Below are 17,232 nucleotides of genomic sequence, written 5' to 3' on the forward strand. Positions count from 1 at the left end.
AGTATCAGGCGCGGGCGCGGCGATCCGGGCTCTGTGCGACCTCGCGGGCCTTTTCGACAAGCCGCTGCATCGCCCAGATGCCGATCTCCTCGAGGGAGAGGGGACGGCTGATGAGATAGCCCTGGTAGAGGTCGCAGCCCGCGGCGGCGAGCAGCGCCATCTTCTCCGTCGTGTCGACGCCTTCGGCGATCACCGACATGTCCTGCGCATGGCAGAGCGCGACGAGCGCGCGCAGCGTCGGCAGCGCGGCGGAGCGGGTGAGGCTTTCGACGAGCTCGCGGTCGAGCTTGATGGTCTCGGCGGGGTATTCGATGATCTGCTGCACGGAGGTATAGCCTGCGCCGAAATCGTCGATGGAGATGCGGAAGCCGCGGGCGCGCAGGATCTCGATGTTGCGGCGCGACTGCTCGCCGAGCTTGACGGCGAAGGTCTCGGTCAGCTCGATCTCGATCATGCGGGCATCGATGCCGTGCCGGTCGGCGCTGTCGCAGAAATGGTCGCTGATCGACTTCGTGTAGAGCTCGGCCGACGAGATGTTGATGCAGAGGATCGTGTCGGCGCCGAAAAGCTTCTTGATCTGCCCGTATTCGGCCATCGCCCGGTCGATCACCCACCAGTCGATCTTGCTGAAGAGGCCGGTCGTCTCGGCGATCGGGATGAATTCGTCGGGCGTCACGCGGCCGAGGACGGGCGAGGTCCAGCGCAGGAGTGCCTCGCAGCCCGTCACCTTGCCGTGTCCGTCGACGATCGGCATGTAGACGAGGTGGAATTCGCGGTCGGGATCGAGGATGCGCAGCTCCTCCTCGATGCGGCGCTGGCGGTTGCGCTTCTCGTGCAGCGAGCGGGAATAGCGGGCCGAGCCGTTCTTGCCCTGGGATTTCGCCTGGTACATGGCCGCATCGGCATTGGCGACCAGCTCCGGCAGGGTGCGGGCGTCTTCCGGATAGACGGCGATGCCGATGCTGGCGGTGACCGGATAGGCCTTGTCCAGCACCGCGAAGCCTTCGGCAAAGAGCGACAGGATTTCGTTCGAGACTTCCGTGATCGTGCCGCTGCCCGGCTGGCAGCGCAGCATGATGGCGAATTCATCGCCGGAGAGGCGGGCGAAGAGGCCGGCCGGCAGGCCGCGCTCGCAGACGATGCGGGCGACGATGGTGGAGATGCGGTCGGCGAGGGTCTTCAGCAGCTCGTCGCCGATCTTGTGGCCGTGCTTGTCGTTGACGAACTTGAAGTTGTCGACGTCGATGAAGAGCAGGGTGCAGCCGGTATCCTCGGCCTCCGCCTCCTCAAGGATCTGCGTGGAGCGGATGTTGAAATATTCGCGGTTGGAAATGCCCGTCAGCGTATCCGTCCAGGAGGCGTTCTGCACGAGGTCGAAGGACTGCAGGGACTGGTCGTGCAGCCGCTTGACGTTCGCCGAGAGGCGGCCGATCTCGCCGATCTCGTTCATCTCGGGCAGGGCGCTGCGGTTGCCGGTCATCACGTCTGTGAGCTGGCGGTCGAGCCGGGCGATCGGATTGGTGATGTAGCGGCGCACCAGGCCGAGCACGAGGATGATCGTGCACAGGCTGAGCGCGATGGCGCCGAGCGCGAGCAGCGACTTCAGCGTCCACAGCCGGTTCTCGATGAAGACCGGATCCGGCGTCAGCCGGGCGAAGAGAGACGGGCTCAGCGTTGCGGTCGCGGAGAGGCTACCCTGCGCCAGGAGCTGGTGCTGGCCGATTTCGATCGTCGTGCCGTACTCCTTCTCCAGCGCCCGCTTCATGTCGAGGAAGAGTTTTGGCCGCACCGCGGTCTGCACGAGGATCGCGCTGCCCTTGGCGCTGGCGACCGGACGGTTGAAGGTCAGCGGATCGATGAACTCCGAATGCACGATCAGCGGTTCGATGCCGGCGGCGTTGAGATAGCTCCAGGAGGAGAGCCGCGGGCTTTCGATCACCTGCCTTGCATGCCGGATCTGCTGCGGCGTGATCTCCGCGAACGGATCGTCGCTGTCCTCGAAATAGTAGTCGACCGTCAGCGGCGGGCGGATGATCGCCACGGAGATGAAGCGCTTGCGGTCGTCGGAGAGCGAGGTGATGCTCTGCTGCAGGCGCACGCCGAGCGCGGTGTTGCGATAGGCGGCATCCGGCTCGTTGACGAAGAGACGCACCGCGCCGCCCTCGACGAGCGAATAGATGAAGCTGCGGTTCTGCGTCACCTCGTTCTGGAAGACGGCGGTGAGCAGGCCCATCTGCTGCCACAGGCGCGCGCGTTCCAGCGCGAGGATGGAGGAGCTCTGCACATAGTAGATCAGCGAGGCGGCGAGCACGTAGCCAGCAAGCACGACCGGGAAGATGAGGGAGAGGGCGCGTTTACCGAGCGTCACTGATCTGGGCCAGACTGCTGATGATGCGGCGGCGGGCCTGGACCGATTGCACGGTCAGTTCCTCCTGGAACTGGCTCTTGGCCAGGATTTCCGGTGCGGCATAGATTTCGGGATTGGAGCGCATGTCTTCCGGCAGCAGGGCGAGGGCGGCGGAGCTGGCGGTCGGCATGTTGAGCTTGATGGCGTTGCGGGCGCCGTTCTCGGCATTGCTGATATAATCGACCAGTTGCAGCGCCAGCGCCTTGTTGTGCGAGCGCTCGCTGACGGAGATGCAGTCGAGCCAGGAGAGCGTGCCCTCCTTCGGCACCACGTAGCGCCAGAGGCCGGGCGAGGCGACCTTGTCGTTCAGCGTGTACTGGTCGCCGCTATAGCCGAGCGCCATGTGGATGTCCGGGCCCTTGTCGGGGTTCTGCACCGAGGTGACCACATAGTCGTAGGTGAGCACATAGGGCGCCTGTGCCTTCATCAGCTCGTAGGCCGCCTTCAGCGTCTCGTTGTCGTTGGCGTTCACCGACTTGCCGAGCAGGACGAGCGGGGCGACGAAGGCCTCGGCGTGGTCGTCGTACATGGCGATATGGCCGCGCAGGCTTTCGGCCGGCTTCATCATGTCCGCCCAGGAGGTCGGCGGCGTCGTGATCTTGTCGGAGCGGTAGAGGATGCCCATCGTGCCCCACAGATAGGGCACGCCGTAGCCGCCGCAGCGGCTCGCCCAGCTCTTCGCATAGTCCTTCAGCGACGGCACGTTGTTCTGGTCCAGCGCGGCGATGACGCCGCGCTTGCCGTAGAGCCGGGCGCCGTTCTCGTTGGTCACGACGACATCGACATTGCTGTTCGGATCGGCGAGGATCTCGTCGCGCACGTCGCCGCTGTCATAGAAGGTCTGGCGCACCTTGATGCCGGTTTCGGCGGTCCAGTCGGCAAGGATCTGCTCGTCGATATAGGCTTCCCAGATCAGCAGGTTGAGGGTTGCCGCATGCGCGGGACCTTCCGCGGGGAGGGCCGCCAGTGAGACTGCTGCAAGAAAAGCGCCGCGCATGCCGAAGGCCCCGTTGCCGTTACGTGCGGTGAGGATAGACGGCAAGACTTTATGAAGCGTTACAACCTCTAAGCCTGTATTAACGGGTGTTCAACCGTGGCACAGTCCTGCCGTCCTTTCCGGCGGTGATATATATTGTGGACGTGGTCGCGGGCTCATGGGCCTGCGGTTGGCCTGCCGCCGGCCGCGCACTATGGTCGCCGACCGCGCCAACCAGAGGAATCCGACATGGCCCCGACACCGCTCAAGATCGAGAACCTGATCGCCGCCGAGATCAAGGCGACCTCCGCGCAGGTTTCCGCCGCCGTGGAACTCATCGACGAGGGGGCGACGGTGCCCTTCATCGCGCGCTACCGCAAGGAAGTGACCGGCGGCCTCGACGACACGCAGCTGCGCACGCTGTCCGAGCGGCTGACCTATCTGCGGGAGCTGGAGGCGCGCCGCGCCTCGATCCTCGAATCGATTTCGGGGCAGGGCAAGCTGACGGACGAGCTGGCCGCGAAGATCGCCACTGTTTCGACCAAGGCGGAGCTCGAGGACATCTATCTGCCCTACAAGCCCAAGCGCCGCACCAAGGCGGAGATCGCCCGCGAGCGCGGCCTCGGCCCGCTCGCCGAGCAGATCCTGGCCGATCGTGCGCAGGTGCCGGCGGCGCTGGCCGAAAGATTCCTCTCGGCCGAGGTGCCGGACGTCAAGGCGGCGCTGGAGGGCGCGCGCGACATCGTCGCCGAGCAGTTCACGGAAAATGCCGATCTCCTCAAGCGCCTGCGCGACTACATGAAGGACAATGCCTTCCTGCGCTCGCGCGTCGTCGAGGGCAAGAAGGAGGCCGGCGCGAAGTTCTCCGACTATTTCGACCATACCGAACGCTGGGCGACGGTGCCCGGCCACCGGGCGCTCGCCATGCTGCGCGGCTGGAACGAGGAGTTCCTGTCGGTCGACATCGTCGTCGACCAGGACAGCACCGAGGCCGTCAAGCCGGTGGAGCGCATCATCGCCTCCTTCTATGCCATCGGCATGAAGCCTGGCGACAAGTGGCTGGCCGAGGTGATCGGCTGGACCTGGCGGGTGAAACTCTCCATGTCGCTCTCGCTCGACCTGATGCGCGAGATGCGCGAACGGTCCGAGGAGGAAGCGATCCGCGTCTTCGCCCGCAACCTCAAGGACCTCTTGCTCGCAGCCCCCGCCGGCACGCGCGCCACGATGGGCCTCGATCCGGGCATCCGCACCGGCGTCAAGGTCGCCGTCATCGACAATACCGGCAAGGTGCTGGAGACGACGACCGTCTATCCCTTCCCGCCGAAGAACGACGTGCGCGGCACGCAGGCCGAGCTCGCCAGCCTCGTCCGCAAGCACAGGATCGAGTTGATCGCCATCGGCAACGGCACCGGCAGCCGCGAGACGGAGAAGCTGGTGGCCGACATGCTGGCCCAGCTGCCTGCGCCCAAGCCCACCAAGGTCATCGTCTCGGAGGCCGGCGCCTCGGTCTATTCCGCCTCGGAAACGGCGGCCGCCGAATTCCCGAACCTCGATGTCTCGTTGCGCGGTGCTGTCTCCATCGCCCGCCGCCTGCAGGATCCGCTTGCCGAACTGGTGAAGATCGAGCCGAAGTCGATCGGCGTCGGCCAGTACCAGCACGACGTCGACCAGGGGAAGCTCTCCCGCTCGCTGGATGCGGTGGTGGAAGACGCGGTGAACGCCGTCGGCGTCGACCTCAACACCGCCTCCGCGCCGCTGCTCGCGCGCGTCTCCGGCCTTGGAAAGTCCTCGGCCGAGGCGATCGTCGCGCATCGCGATGCCAACGGTCCGTTCGAAAGCCGCAAGGAGCTGATGAAGGTCCCGCGCCTCGGCGCGCGCACCTTCGAGCAGTGCGCCGGGTTCCTGCGCATCCCGAACGGCAAGGAGCCGCTGGACGCCTCCTCGGTGCACCCGGAAGCCTATGGCGTCGCCAAGAAGATCGTCGCGGCCTGCGGGCGGGACGTGCGCACGCTGATGGGCGACAGCGCGGCGCTGAAGAGGCTCGACCCGAAGGTGTTCGTCGACGAGCGCTTCGGCCTGCCGACGGTGAAGGACATCCTCGCCGAACTGGAAAAGCCCGGCCGCGACCCGCGCCCGGAATTCCGGACCGCGACCTTCGCCGACGGCGTCGACGACATCAAGGACCTCAAGGTCGGCATGCTGCTGGAGGGCACGGTGACGAACGTCGCCGCCTTCGGCGCCTTCGTCGATATCGGCGTGCACCAGGACGGGCTCGTGCACGTTTCCCAGCTCGCCGACCGCTTCGTCAAGGATCCGCACGAGGTGGTGAAGGCCGGCGACGTGGTGAAGGTGCGCGTCACCGAGGTGGACGTGCCGCGCAAGCGCATCGGCCTCACCATGCGCAAGGACGGCGGCGCGCCCGCCGCCCGCGACAATGCCCCGCGGGGCGACAGGAACGCCCAGATGAAGCCGAAATTCAACCAGGCGGCGCCCAAGCAGCAGGCGCCCGCGCAGGGCGCCTTCGGCGCGGCGCTGGCCGAGGCGATGAAGCGAAAATAAGGCATGCCCTAGTTTTCCTAATGGCTGTCGGCAGAAATCGTCGTTTGTCCTGAACCGCCCCGCCGTCCATAGTCGCGGCGTGGGCGGGCTCAAGCGGGCCGGGCGCTGCAAAGCGTGCCAAGTGTCCGACAGACAGGAAACCAGACATGACGATCACGATTTCCCGCCGGCAGGCCATGGCCGGCGCTCTTCTTGCCATTCCCGCGGTTTCGGCGCTGACGGCCGGCACCGGCCTTGCCGCCGGCGGGGACCGCGCGCAGCGGCTTGCCGCGCTGGAGGCGCGTCACGGCGGGCGCATCGGCGTTGCCATACTAAATCTTGCGACGGGCGCACGGCTCGGCCATCGCACGGAGGAACGCTTCCTGATGTGCAGCACCTTCAAGGCGCTGCTGGCGGGCCACATCCTCGCTCGGGTGGACCGGGGCGAGGAGACGCTGGACCGGCGCATCGTCGTGAAGGAAGCGGACCTCGTGGACTGGTCGCCGGTGGTGGAGAAACGTGTCGGCGGAGAGGGCATCTCGATTGCCGAACTCTGCGAGGCGACAATCACGCTCAGCGACAATGCCGCCGCCAACCTGCTGCTCGCCGCATCGGGCGGGCCGAAGGCCGTCACGGCGTTCCTGTGCGGCTTCGGCGACGAAGTGACGCGGCTCGACCGCACGGAGCCGACGCTCAACTACCATGAGGCGCCGGACGACGAGCGCGACACGACGACGCCGACCGCCATGGTGGAGACGCTGCGCAGGCTGCTCTTCGCCGAAGTGCTGTCGGCCCGTTCGAAGGCGCAGCTCGCCGCCTGGCTGGTGATGAACAAGACGGGCGACACGCGGCTGCGCGCCGGTTTCCCGGCCGGCTGGATGACCGGCGACAAGACCGGCACGAACGGCGACAAGGCCGGCAATGCCAACGATGTGGCCGTCGCCTGGTCGCCGGACCGCGGCGCCGTCATCGTCGCCGCCTTCTGTGAAATCCCCGGAATTTCCGGCGACGAGCGCAATGCCGTCATCGCCGAGATCGGGCGCATCGCGGCCGAGGTCTGAGGCTCCGTCCTCGCGGCGGCGGCGCCTCAACCCTCCAGCTCGCCCTTGAGCGCCGAAAGAACGCTCATCGCGTGGCCGGCATACCGGCTGATCCAGCGGTCGTGGATCGCCTGGATCGGCAGGGCATTGAGGTGGTTCCAGCGTTCGCGCCCCTCGCGGCGGGCGACGATCAGGTCCGCCTCTTCCAGCACCTTCAGGTGCTGCATGACCGTGCAGCGGTCCATCTCCGCGAAACGCTCGCACAGCGCGCCCGTCGTCAGCGGCGCATCCTTGATCGCATCCAGCATCTGCCGCCGTTTGCCGTTGGCCAGCGCCTTGAAAACGGCGTCCTCTTTCGATTCGCTTGACATGTTATGTTTTTATAACATATTTTGGCGGCAGACAAGATCGAGAGGGGCCGTGTGCCCCGGAGGAGGACGGCATGACGCTGGAATTTCGTGTGAACGGGCGCATCGGCAAGCCGGTCGCCGAGGTCTTCGACGCGGTGGTCAATCCGAAGAAGCTGAGCGGCTACTTCACGACCATCGGCGGGGCGAGCGCCCCGCTGGTCGAGGGCACGACGGTCACCTGGTGGGGCATGGCCCCGGTCATCGTCGACAGGGTGGAGGAGAACGCGCTGATCGTCTTCCGCTGGGATGCCATGGTGGACGAGGGGGAGGCGCCCTACAAGACGCGCGTCGAGATGCGCTTTGCGCCGCTGGAGGACGGCGGCACGATGGTGACCATCGCCGAGACCGGCTGGCGCGACAACGCCCGCGGCCAGAAATCGTCCTACATGAACTGCGAGGGCTGGTCGCAGATGCTGGCCTGCATGAAGGCCTATGTCGAATACGGCATCAACCTGCGCGAGGGCTATTACCCGAGCGAGCTCAAGGGCGTCGTCGCCTCCGAGCAGCAGGATTTCACGTGAGGCGGGAGGTTGCCATGACGGCTGAAATCAAGGGCGGCATCAACATCGCCATGAAGGTCCCCTCGCACCAGTACGAGGCGACGCTCGCCTTCTACCGCGACGTCGTCGGGCTGGAGCCCTTCGACGACAAGGCTCCGGCACGGGGCTTCCTGCTCGGCCCGAACCGGCTGTGGATCGACGAGGCACCGGGCTACAGCCAGGCGGAGGTGTGGCTGGAGCTCTTCACGCCCGACCACAAGCTCGCCCTCGGCCATCTGGAGCGGAGCGGCGTCGTGCGCTGCGATCCCATCGAGGATCTGGGCGCGGGCTTTCGCGGCGGCTGGGTGATGAACCCGGCCAACATCGTGCACATGGTGCGCGAGCCCGACGCCTGGTGATGAAACCGGTCCGGGGACGGGCGCAGGGCTGCCCCCGGAAAATGCCTCAGATGGCGGCGGGCGGCGTCAGCCCGTCGGCGGCGGCCATCGGAACAGGCTGGTCGGCCGGCGCCTGGTGCTGCAGCACGACGACGCGGCTGCCGGTCGGCACGCGGCCGTAGAGGTCGATGATGTCCTGGTTGAACAGGCGGATGCAGCCGCTCGACACCGCCTTGCCGATCGACCACGGCTCGGACGTGCCGTGGATGCGGAAGAGCGTATCCTTGCCGTCCTTGTGCAGGTAGAGCGCGCGCGGCCCGAGCGGGTTGGTGAGCCCCGGCTCCATGCCGCCGGCCCATTTCAGGTTCCGCTCCGGCTCGCGCGCGATCATGTTCTGGGTGGGCGTCCAGCGCGGCCATTCCGCCTTGCGGCCGATGCGCGCGCCGCCCTCGAACTCCAGCCCCGCCTTGCCGACGCCGATGCCGTAGCGCATCGCCATGCCGTCGTCCTGCACGAGGTAGAGGAAGCGGTTCTGCGTGTCGATGACGATGGTGCCGGCCGGCTCCGCCGTCTGGTAGGCGACCTGCTGGCGGAAATATTTCGGATCCACCTTGCTGATATCCATCGCCGGCAGCGGGAAGCGTTCGTCCGGATGCGGCCCGTACATGGCGACATGCATCGGGTCCGGCCCCTTCTTCACCGGCTTGGCGGTGGTGGCGCAGCTTGCGAGCGTCGCCGCAAGGGCAAGGAGGGCGAGGGGGCGGAGAGCCGCGAAAGCGCGGGCGCGGGACACACACATGAAGGGGGCACCTGTCGTTCTTCAATTCCGGAATCTGGCTTGAAAGCCTTGCGCGGGTTCTTTGTCGGCAAAGCGGGCATCGGCGCGGCGAGAAAAAAGCGAAACTGTGGCAATGGCTTGGGTGTGTCCCTGCGGCCACGCGTCGTTCCGCCGCATGCTGCGGCCCGCTTGCCCCCGTGCCGGCGAGGGCGTAAGGCTTTGACCATGCAATGGAGTGAGGAAGCCATCGTTCTCGGCGTGCGGCGCCATGGCGAAAGCTCGGTGATCGCCGAGGTGATGACGCGCAGCCGTGGCCGGCATCTCGGCATGGTGCGCGGCGGGCGCTCGCGGACCATGCAGCCGGTGCTCCAGCCCGGCAATTCCGTCGACGTCACCTGGCGCGCGCGGCTCGACGAGCATCTCGGCGAGTTCCGCATCGAGCCGCTGGAGCTGCGCGCCGGGCGGCTGATGGAGACGGCGACCGCCGTCTACGGCGTGCAGGCCATGGCGGCGCTGCTGCGCTTCCTGCCGGAGCGCGATCCGCATCCCCATCTCTACGAGGCCCTTTCCGTCATCCTCGACCACCTGCACGAGCCGGCCGATGCCGGCGAGCTCTTCGTGCGCTTCGAGCTTGCCGTGCTCAACGACCTCGGCTTCGGCCTCGACCTCCTCGAATGTGCCGCCACCGGCACGCGCGAGGATCTCTGCTACGTCTCGCCGAAATCCGGCCGTGCCGTCTCGCGCGCGGCCGGCGCGCCCTGGGCGGGCAAGATGCTGGCGCTGCCGGCCTTCCTCGGCGACGAGAGCCGGCACGCCGCCGATGCCGCCGCCCTTGCCGACGGCTTCCGGCTGACGGCCTTCTTCCTCAACCGCCATGTCTGCGAGCCGCGCGGGCTGGAACTCGCCAGCGCCCGCGACGGCTTCATCCAGGCGGCCCTGAAGGCGCTCGGCACGCCGCGACACGACCAACCCGAAAAGGCGCATGCATGACGGTCGAAATCTATCCGGGGCTGACGGTCGCCGGCATCGGCACGCTGCCGCTCGACGTGGTGAAGCGCGACGGTGGGCTGAAGGTGTTGCAGGCGATGCTGGCAGGCGACCTGCCCGCTCCGCCGATGGCCAAGACGCTCGCCTTCAGCCTGACGGAAGTGGAGGACGGCCGCGTCGTCTTTTCCGGCCTGCCGTCGGCCGACCATCTCAATCCGCTCGGCACGGTGCACGGCGGCTGGACGGCGACGGTGATGGATTCGGCGCTCGGCTGCGCCGTCTTCTCCGTCGTCAGGCCGGGCGAGGCCTACACGACGATCGAGTTCAAGCTGAACCTCGTGCGCCCCGTCCTGCCCGGCATGGGCGAGGTGTTCTGCGAGGGCAGGATCGTGCATCGCGGCCGCACTATCGCCACGTCCGAGGCCTGGCTGCGCGATGGGAGCGGCAAGCTGCTGGCCCACGGCACGGAAACCTGCGCGCTCTTCCCGATCGAGAACCTGATGCGCTAGAGCATTTCAAGCCGAAGCGAGATTGCTTCGGCGTCGGGTGAACTCCGGTCCACCGGAAATGCTCTAGGCAGTGCCCGGGCCTCGGCCCCGCCGTCGAGGGGTCAATGGCCGCTGCGGGTCGAAAGCACTTCCCAGTGCGCGCGCAGCGCGGCGGCGTCGCCGCCGGCCTCGGTGATCTCGATGACGTGGTTGAACCGGCTGCGGGCGTCCGTCTGCCTGCCGGCCAGCCGGAGGCGGGCCGTGCCGGCCTCAGGATCCGCCGTCACATCCGTGATGCCGTCCATGCGGGTGGCGCGCAGGAGCGCGGCGGCGCGGCGCGTTTCTGTCCGCACGCCGGCCGGGCCGGCATAGCCGTAGGCGGCGGTCAGCGGGCGTTTCCCGGCAACGACCGGCATCCATGCCAGCGTGCCGTGCTCCATCACCAGCGGTGCCGCGTCGAACACGACGGGCATCCCGTCCTCTTCGCCATCGGCGGCAAAATGCGCGACGAAGAGCGTGCCGTCGTCGAGGAGGTCCCGGCCGGCGGTGCGGTCCCCAGGCTGCCAGGTGCCGTGCGTGATGAATTTGTAGAGGTGCCCGGAACCTCCGCCATCGCCGCAATAGACGACCACGCGGCCATCCCCGTTGACGAGGCAGGAGAGGCCGCGATGCCCGAGACGGCCGAGCGCGGTCCGCCTCTTCGGGGCGGCGTCCGGATCCTGCGGATCGACCTCGACGATCCAGCCGGCAGGGGCGCCGGAAGGGCCGGCGGCGTCATCATGAAGATCGACCTCCGCCATCAGCCGCGTCCCCCACGGCGTGAGGCAGCCGGCAGCGGCGGCACGCCGGTGCGAAGCTGCACGGTCCGCCGTGGAGGCCGGAGCCTTCTCCGGGGCCTGGCCGGCAGCCGCGGAGCGGCGGCCGAGAAGATTGCCGAGGCCGCGAACGATGGCGTGCGCATAGCCGAGGCCGCCCCGGGGGTGCCGTTCCGCATGCATGGCGGCGGCGTTGCGAAGGGTCTCGGTCATGGCGGGCTCCCAGGCTGACGTGGAGAGGCACCATTCTGCCCGCCTTGCATGAAAACCATGCGACAATCCCGAAGAGAACGCCGGCCTCAAACGTAACCCCGTTTAGTCTTTGGAAAAAACCGGGTAGTCTCCGCGCCCGGACAATGCCCGCGTTGGAGTCGCAATGCTCGAAATCCTCTCCCTGGTCGCGATCGGCCTGGCGCTCTATACCCTCAATGCTTCGCGAAACAGCGCGCAGAAACTCGGCGAAGAGGTGATGCAGCTGAAGCGCGAGGTCGAGGCGCTGAAGGCCGAAGGGGTAACGGCCCCGGTGGGGACGGCGGCCGCGGAAACCGCCGAAGCCGCCCCCGAAGAGGCGGCGGAGGAACCGGCGCCCGCCGATTTCGCAAGCCCCTGGGCCACGGCGCAGGCAACGGGGACGGACGAGGCCGGGAAGGGCCGCTCCATCTTCGGCGGCGGGCCTGCCGTTCCGGCCGAAGCGGTGGTTGCAAGCGAGGGCGCGGACGAAGCCGTCGCGACGGCCTCCGCCGTTCCCGCAGCCGCGGCAAAGCCGAAGGAGAGCTTCGAAAGCCGCATCGGCGCGCGCTGGGCCGTCTGGGTGGGCGGCATCGCGCTGGCGCTCGGCGGCATCTTCATGGTCAAGTATTCCATCGAGGCGGGGCTGCTCAGCCCGGCCGTGCGGCTGTCGCTAGCCGCCGTCTTCGGCCTCGTGCTCATGGCGGTCGGCGAGTTCGTGCGCCGCCGCACCCTGCCGGTCATCGCCAACGCCTTCCAGAACGCCATGATTCCCGGCGTGCTGACGGCCGCCGGCGCAATCACGCTCTTTGCCGTCACCTACGTCTCCTACGAATTCTACGGCTATTTCGGTCCGCTGACCGCCTTCGTGCTGCTCGCCGCCGTTTCCTTCGCGACGATCGGCCTGTCGCTTCTGCACGGGCAGGCGCTCGCCGGCCTCGGCCTCCTCGCCTCCCTGGTGACGCCCGCGCTGGTCGCGACCGAGGAGCCGAGCGCCTGGGGCCTCTTCGGCTTCCTCTCCGTCGCCTGGCTTGCCACCTTCGCCGTCGCGCGCATCCGCCGCTGGCAGGTCGTGCCGGCGCTCGCCAATGCCGGCATGGCGCTCTGGGCGGTGCTCTATCTTTCGGAGGCGAGCACGGTCGCGGTCGTGCCGCTGCTCTTCGCCATGCTCGTGCTGGCGCTTGGCCACGGCCTCATCTGGCCGGGCAGCATCACGGCGGAAGACGTGCCGCCCGCGACGGGCGCCGCCTCCGCCGATCCGCTCGATCGCCTGCTTGCCCCGCCCGCCGTCGCCGTGTCGCTGACCGGCGCGCTGGCGCTGACCTTCCCGGCGCTGGTTCTGGCCAATGCGGTACCGGCGCTTTCCCGGGCGGACTACGGTTTTGCCGCGATCGTGATGGCGCTTGCCGTGCTCGGCGCGCTGCGCGGCTGGGCGGTCTACCCGGCGCTCTTTTCCGCCATCGCGGCCGTGGTCGGCGTCGGTGCGATGGTGGTCGGGCCGGGCGGCCTGCTGTTCGACGATGTCTCCATCCTGGCCCCGCCGGCGCTTGACGACACCGCGGCGCTGCCATTGCCGGTGCCGGTGATCGCCGTCGTGCCGGTCGACCTGCTGCTCCTCCTCGCCGTCGCCTATGCGGCGGTCGGCCTTGCGGCGGTGCGCCTGCGCATGGCGGGGTCGTCGGCCTTTGCCGCGCTCTGGAGCCTCATCGCCCCGGCCGTGCCCCTCGCCATCCTCGCCCTGAGCTTCCTCAATTTCGGCAACCTCTCCTTCGACCTCAAGCATGGTCTTCTCGCCGTGGCGCTCGGGCTCGCCTTCCTTGCGGCTGCCGAAGTCTTTTCGCGCGGGCGGGCGGAGGAGGGCGGTCCGTTCATTCCGCAATGGGCGCTCGCCGCCGGCGGCTTCGCCTTCCTCGTGCTGGCGCTGCATGCCATGACGGACGGCCTTGCCACGACGCTCGGCATCGCGTTCCTCGGCACGGCCGCCGTCTTCGCGACGCGCCTTCGCCGCTGGCCGGTCCTGCCCTGGCTGATGGCCGGGGCGGCCGCGATCGTCGCCGGTCGCATCGGCTGGGAGCCGACCATCGTCGGCGCGGCGAACCTTTCCAAGACGCCGGTCTTCAACCAGCTTCTCGCCGGCTACGGCATTCCGGCCGCTCTGCTCGCGCTCTCGGCCTTCGAGCTGCGCCGCTGGCCGGGCACGCAAATCCGCAATCTCCTGCAGGCGCTGGCCAGCCTCTTCCTTCTGCTGACGGCGGCGATCCTCGTGCGGCACGGCATGAATGGCGGCGTGCTCGACAGTTCCGTGCCGACGCTCGGCGAGCAGTCGATCTACACGCTGCTGGTCATCGGCGCTTCGGCGATCCTGATGTCGCTCGACCTGAAGTCGCCGAGCCCGGTCTTCCGTTACGGCTCCATGGTGGTCGGCGGGCTTTCGGTCCTGTCGATCCTCAGCGCCCATTTCGTCGGCCTCAACCCCTATTTCACCGGCGAACTGCTCGGCAAGTGGCCGTTCCTGGATCTTCTCTTCGTCGGCTACCTGCTGCCCGGCATCGCCTATGGCGGCCTTGCCTTCCATGCGCGGGGCCGGCGGCCGATGCCCTATGTGATCATGCTGGCGCTGACCGGGGTGGCGCTCGCCTTCGCCTGGGTCACGCTCAGCGTGCGCCGCTACTGGCATGGCGAGGGCATCGCCGACTGGAAGGGGTTCCTCCAGCCGGAGACCTACACCTATTCGGTCGTCTGGCTGCTGCTCGGCGTGCTGCTGCTGGCGGTCGGCTCGAAGTTCGATTCCAAGAGCATCCGCCTTGCCTCCGCCGGCCTCGTGCTGATCGCGGTCATCAAGGTCTTCCTGGTCGACATGGCCAATCTCGAAGGCATCCTCCGGGCACTCTCCTTCATCGGGCTCGGCGCGGTGCTGATCGGCATCGGCCTGTTCTACCAGAAGATCCTCTCGGGAAAGTCCGGGACCGGCGAAAAGGCGGAATTGAACGCCGAGGCGTGACAGGCTAGGTCATGGGCAACCACTTGCGGATCGCCCATGACCTTCGCCTGCCTCGCCGCCGCCTTCTCGCCCCTCGGCCCCCTTGCCGAGCGCCTGCTGCCGCAGGCCTTTTCCGCCGATGACGGCTCGCACGACGCCGCGCATCTCATCCGCGTCTGGAAGAGCGCGCGTCGTATTCAAGCGGAGGAGGGCGGCGACCCGCGGCGGCTGGCGGCCGCCGTGCTGCTGCATGATTGCGTGGCGGTGGAGAAGAATTCGCCGCTGCGCGCCGAGGCCTCGCGCCTTGCCGCCGAGAAGGCGGCCCGCCTGCTTGCCGCCGAAGGCTGGAGCAAGGAGGACGTGGCCGCCGTCGCCCATGCCATCCTCACGCACAGCTTCTCCGCCAATCTTCCGCCGGAAACCCTGGAGGCAAAAATCCTGCAGGATGCCGACCGGCTCGATGCGATCGGCATGATCGGCGCCGCGCGCTGCTTCTACATTGCCGGCCGCATGGGCAGCGGCCTCTACGATCCCCTGGATCCGCTCGGCGAAAACCGCCCGCTCGACGACAAGGCCTTCGCCATCGATCATTTCGAGGTCAAGCTGTTCAAGCTGGCGGAGGGGTTCCAGACGGCGGCGGGCGCGCGCATGGCGGGGGAGCGGACGGAGCGCCTGCGGGCGATCCGCGCCATGCTCCTGGATGAAATCTGAAGAAAAACATGCTTTTGTGCCGCCGTATTGAATCTCTCCGGCAGGCCGTTGAATCAACGTTTCAGGAAAGGTCGCCCGCATGAAGGTCGAGGGTCTCAACATTCACCCGCTGAAGAGCGGCCGGGCCATCCCCGTCGAAAGCGCCGCCGTGCGCCTCGACGGCCTTGCCGGCGACCGGCGTTTCATGGTCGTCGAGCCGGACGGCCGCTTCATCACCCAGCGCGAGCTGCAGGCGCTGGCCCGCGTCGAGGCGACGGCGGTCGGCGACAGCCTGCATCTCGAAATGGAAGGTCGCCAGCTCTTCGCCAGCTTCGATCCCGAGGACCGTCTCGACGTGACCGTCTGGGACAGCCCGGTCAACGCCGCCGTCGCCGACGAGGCCGTCAACGACGTCCTGTCGGACTGGCTCGCGCGCCCGGTCAAGCTCGTGCACATGGATGCGCGGGCCGAACGGCTGGAGGGCGAGGACTGGGCCGGCAGCCCGGCACCGGTCGCCTTCGCCGATGGCTTCCCGGTTCTCGTCACGACCACCGGCTCGCTCGCCGACCTTAACCGCACCCTTCTCGCCAAGGGGCAGGAGCCCGTCGGCATGGACCGCTTCCGCACCAACATCCTCGTCTCCTGCGACGAGCCCTGGGCGGAGGACCTGTGGGAATCGATCGAGATCAACGGCATCGCCTTCGATTTCGTCAAACCCTGCGCCCGCTGCATCATGACCACGCAGGACCAGATGACCGGCGAGCGCATCGGCGGCAACCCGATCCAGGGCCTTGCCGAAAAGCGCATGTCCGCCGACCGCCGCGTGCCTGGCGTGCTCTTCGGCTGGAACGCCGTGCCGCGCGGTGAGGGTGAGGTCCGTCTCGGCGATACGGTGCGCGTGACGCGGACGCGCAGCGAACGCTGGCCGATGAAGGTGCGGGCTTAAACCCACCCGCGTCGCTTGAAGTAGAGAAACGGCATCAGGGCGGAAAAGATCATCAGGCCGATCGCATAAGGATAGCCGAAGGTCCATTGCAGCTCCGGCATCAGCTCGAAATTCATGCCGTAGGCCGAGGCGACCAGTGTCGGCGGCAGGAAGACGACCGAGGCGACGGTGAAGATCTTGATGATCTGGTTCTGCTCCAGGTTGATGAGGCCGAGCGTCGCGTCGAGCAGGAAGTTGATCTTGCCCGACAGGAAGGCGGCGTGGTCGCCGAGCGAGGCGGCATCGCGCTGCACCAGCTTGACGAGCTGGCGGATGTCCTTCGACGGCCGGCGGGCCGAGCTCTCCACCGCCGCATGATAAGCGACGAGGCGCGAGATGCTGACGAGGCTTTCGCGCACGCCGCTGAGGAAATCGCCCTTGCGGCCGAGCTGCTCGATCAGCGCTTCCAGGTCCCGCGTCTTCTTGGTGGAGGAACCCGTCTTGCTGCGGAAGACCCCGCGCGAAATGCCGTCGATCTCGTTGCCGAGCCGTTCCAGCACGTCCGCCATGCGGTCGATGACCGCCTCGATGACACCGAGCATCACGTCCTCGCCGGTCTCGTAGCTGTGGCCGTTGCTGCGCAGTGCCCGGTTGCAGAAGGTCGTGAAGGGCTTTGCGTCGGCATGGCGCACCGTCACCAGCGTCGGGCCCTTGAGGATGAAGGTGACCGGCATCTTCATCGGTTCGTCGCCGTCGAGATTGGTGAGCGCCGTCATCGTCATGAATTCCGCGCCGTCCTCCTGGTAGAGGCGGGCGGAGAGTTCGATATCCTCCATCTCCTCCCGCGTCGGGATGGAGACATGAAGGGCCGCCTCCACGTCCGTCACCTCTTCGGGCGTCGGGCTGAGGAGGTCGTACCAGAGGGCAGGGGCGATCGCCTGCTCGATGGCCGGGTTGGAAATTTCGCGCAGGCAGAAGCGGTCCGCCCTGCGGGCATAGATTTGCAGCATGCTTCACTCCTTGAGGCATTCTCGCCGTCCGGAGCAAAGCCTTTTCGGGGCTCCTACCGGATCGGTCGCTCGATTGCTCTCGA

General features: G+C 67.6%; 15 protein-coding genes. 9 read left to right on the top strand and 6 right to left on the bottom strand.

The annotated features are described in order from the left end of the window. Positions 1-4 precede the first annotated feature (4 nt). Both WMC41_RS05930 and WMC41_RS05935 read right to left on the bottom strand, forming a co-directional pair. The gene (locus WMC41_RS05930; RefSeq protein ID WP_244770076.1) at positions 5-2,368 is read right to left on the bottom strand and encodes a putative bifunctional diguanylate cyclase/phosphodiesterase; all 2,364 of its coding nucleotides are present in this window, start codon (positions 2,366-2,368) and stop codon (positions 5-7) included. After that, entirely contained in the window at positions 2,355-3,404 is a 1,050-nt protein-coding gene (locus tag WMC41_RS05935; RefSeq protein ID WP_244770077.1) for a polyamine ABC transporter substrate-binding protein, read from the bottom strand. The genes WMC41_RS05930 and WMC41_RS05935 overlap by 14 nt, the downstream gene beginning before the upstream one ends. A gap of 228 nt (positions 3,405-3,632) precedes the next feature. Here WMC41_RS05935 and WMC41_RS05940 point away from each other — a divergent pair, with 228 nt between their 5' ends. Then, a complete protein-coding gene (locus WMC41_RS05940) occupies positions 3,633-5,942 on the top strand; it encodes a Tex family protein (protein ID WP_432347301.1) in 2,310 nt (769 codons plus the stop codon). Between the two features lie 146 nt (positions 5,943-6,088). Next, positions 6,089-6,982 carry a BKC/GPC family carbapenem-hydrolyzing class A beta-lactamase gene (bla, locus tag WMC41_RS05945; RefSeq protein ID WP_432347302.1) on the top strand — a complete coding sequence of 298 codons (894 nt, stop codon included), beginning with the start codon at positions 6,089-6,091 and terminating at the stop codon, positions 6,980-6,982. A gap of 26 nt (positions 6,983-7,008) precedes the next feature. Here bla and WMC41_RS05950 read toward each other — a convergent pair whose 3' ends face one another. Beyond that, on the bottom strand, positions 7,009-7,332 hold the full coding sequence (locus WMC41_RS05950; protein WP_272804938.1) for an ArsR/SmtB family transcription factor: 324 nt from the start codon (positions 7,330-7,332) through the stop codon (positions 7,009-7,011). A gap of 71 nt (positions 7,333-7,403) precedes the next feature. On the opposite strand from WMC41_RS05950, the gene WMC41_RS05955 reads away from it, so the two are divergent. Next, positions 7,404-7,892: an SRPBCC domain-containing protein gene (locus tag WMC41_RS05955; RefSeq protein WP_288081569.1), complete on the top strand. Its 489-nt coding sequence runs from the start codon at positions 7,404-7,406 to the stop codon at positions 7,890-7,892. 14 nt (positions 7,893-7,906) lie between these two features. Beyond that, positions 7,907-8,269, top strand: a complete 363-nt coding sequence (locus tag WMC41_RS05960) for a hypothetical protein (RefSeq protein ID WP_432347303.1) — start codon at positions 7,907-7,909, stop codon at positions 8,267-8,269. A gap of 46 nt (positions 8,270-8,315) precedes the next feature. Here WMC41_RS05960 and WMC41_RS05965 read toward each other — a convergent pair whose 3' ends face one another. Next, a complete protein-coding gene (locus WMC41_RS05965; protein WP_432347304.1) occupies positions 8,316-9,047 on the bottom strand; it encodes a L,D-transpeptidase in 732 nt (243 codons plus the stop codon). A 204-nt stretch (positions 9,048-9,251) separates the two neighbouring features. On the opposite strand from WMC41_RS05965, the gene recO reads away from it, so the two are divergent. Both recO and WMC41_RS05975 read left to right on the top strand, forming a co-directional pair. Then, positions 9,252-10,016, top strand: a complete 765-nt coding sequence (gene recO / locus WMC41_RS05970; RefSeq protein ID WP_244770084.1) for a DNA repair protein RecO — start codon at positions 9,252-9,254, stop codon at positions 10,014-10,016. Beyond that, positions 10,013-10,522, top strand: a complete 510-nt coding sequence (locus WMC41_RS05975) for a PaaI family thioesterase (protein WP_244770085.1) — start codon at positions 10,013-10,015, stop codon at positions 10,520-10,522. Before recO ends, WMC41_RS05975 begins: the two co-directional genes overlap by 4 nt. A 101-nt stretch (positions 10,523-10,623) precedes the next feature. Here the strand turns inward: WMC41_RS05975 and WMC41_RS05980 are convergent, their stop codons facing one another. After that, on the bottom strand, positions 10,624-11,529 hold the full coding sequence (locus WMC41_RS05980) for a PhoX family protein (RefSeq protein WP_432347305.1): 906 nt from the start codon (positions 11,527-11,529) through the stop codon (positions 10,624-10,626). Positions 11,530-11,692: 163 nt separating this feature from the next. Between WMC41_RS05980 and WMC41_RS05985 the strand changes: the two genes are divergently transcribed. The 3 genes from WMC41_RS05985 to WMC41_RS05995 all read left to right on the top strand — a co-directional run bounded on the left by WMC41_RS05985 (position 11,693) and on the right by WMC41_RS05995 (position 16,160). Beyond that, positions 11,693-14,545: a DUF2339 domain-containing protein gene (locus tag WMC41_RS05985; RefSeq protein ID WP_432347306.1), complete on the top strand. Its 2,853-nt coding sequence runs from the start codon at positions 11,693-11,695 to the stop codon at positions 14,543-14,545. Between the two features lie 36 nt (positions 14,546-14,581). Beyond that, entirely contained in the window at positions 14,582-15,235 is a 654-nt protein-coding gene (locus WMC41_RS05990; RefSeq protein ID WP_432347307.1) for an HD domain-containing protein, read from the top strand. A gap of 79 nt (positions 15,236-15,314) precedes the next feature. Beyond that, positions 15,315-16,160, top strand: coding sequence for an MOSC domain-containing protein (locus tag WMC41_RS05995; RefSeq protein ID WP_432347308.1), 846 nt, complete (start codon positions 15,315-15,317; stop codon positions 16,158-16,160). Here WMC41_RS05995 and WMC41_RS06000 read toward each other — a convergent pair. After that, positions 16,157-17,149: a magnesium transporter CorA family protein gene (locus tag WMC41_RS06000; protein ID WP_432347309.1), complete on the bottom strand. Its 993-nt coding sequence runs from the start codon at positions 17,147-17,149 to the stop codon at positions 16,157-16,159. The two genes, WMC41_RS05995 and WMC41_RS06000, sit on opposite strands and share 4 nt — an antisense overlap. Between the last annotated feature and the right edge of the window lie 83 nt (positions 17,150-17,232).

This window comes from Shinella yambaruensis (genome assembly GCF_050859155.1).
Taxonomy (GTDB): domain Bacteria; phylum Pseudomonadota; class Alphaproteobacteria; order Rhizobiales; family Rhizobiaceae; genus Shinella; species Shinella yambaruensis.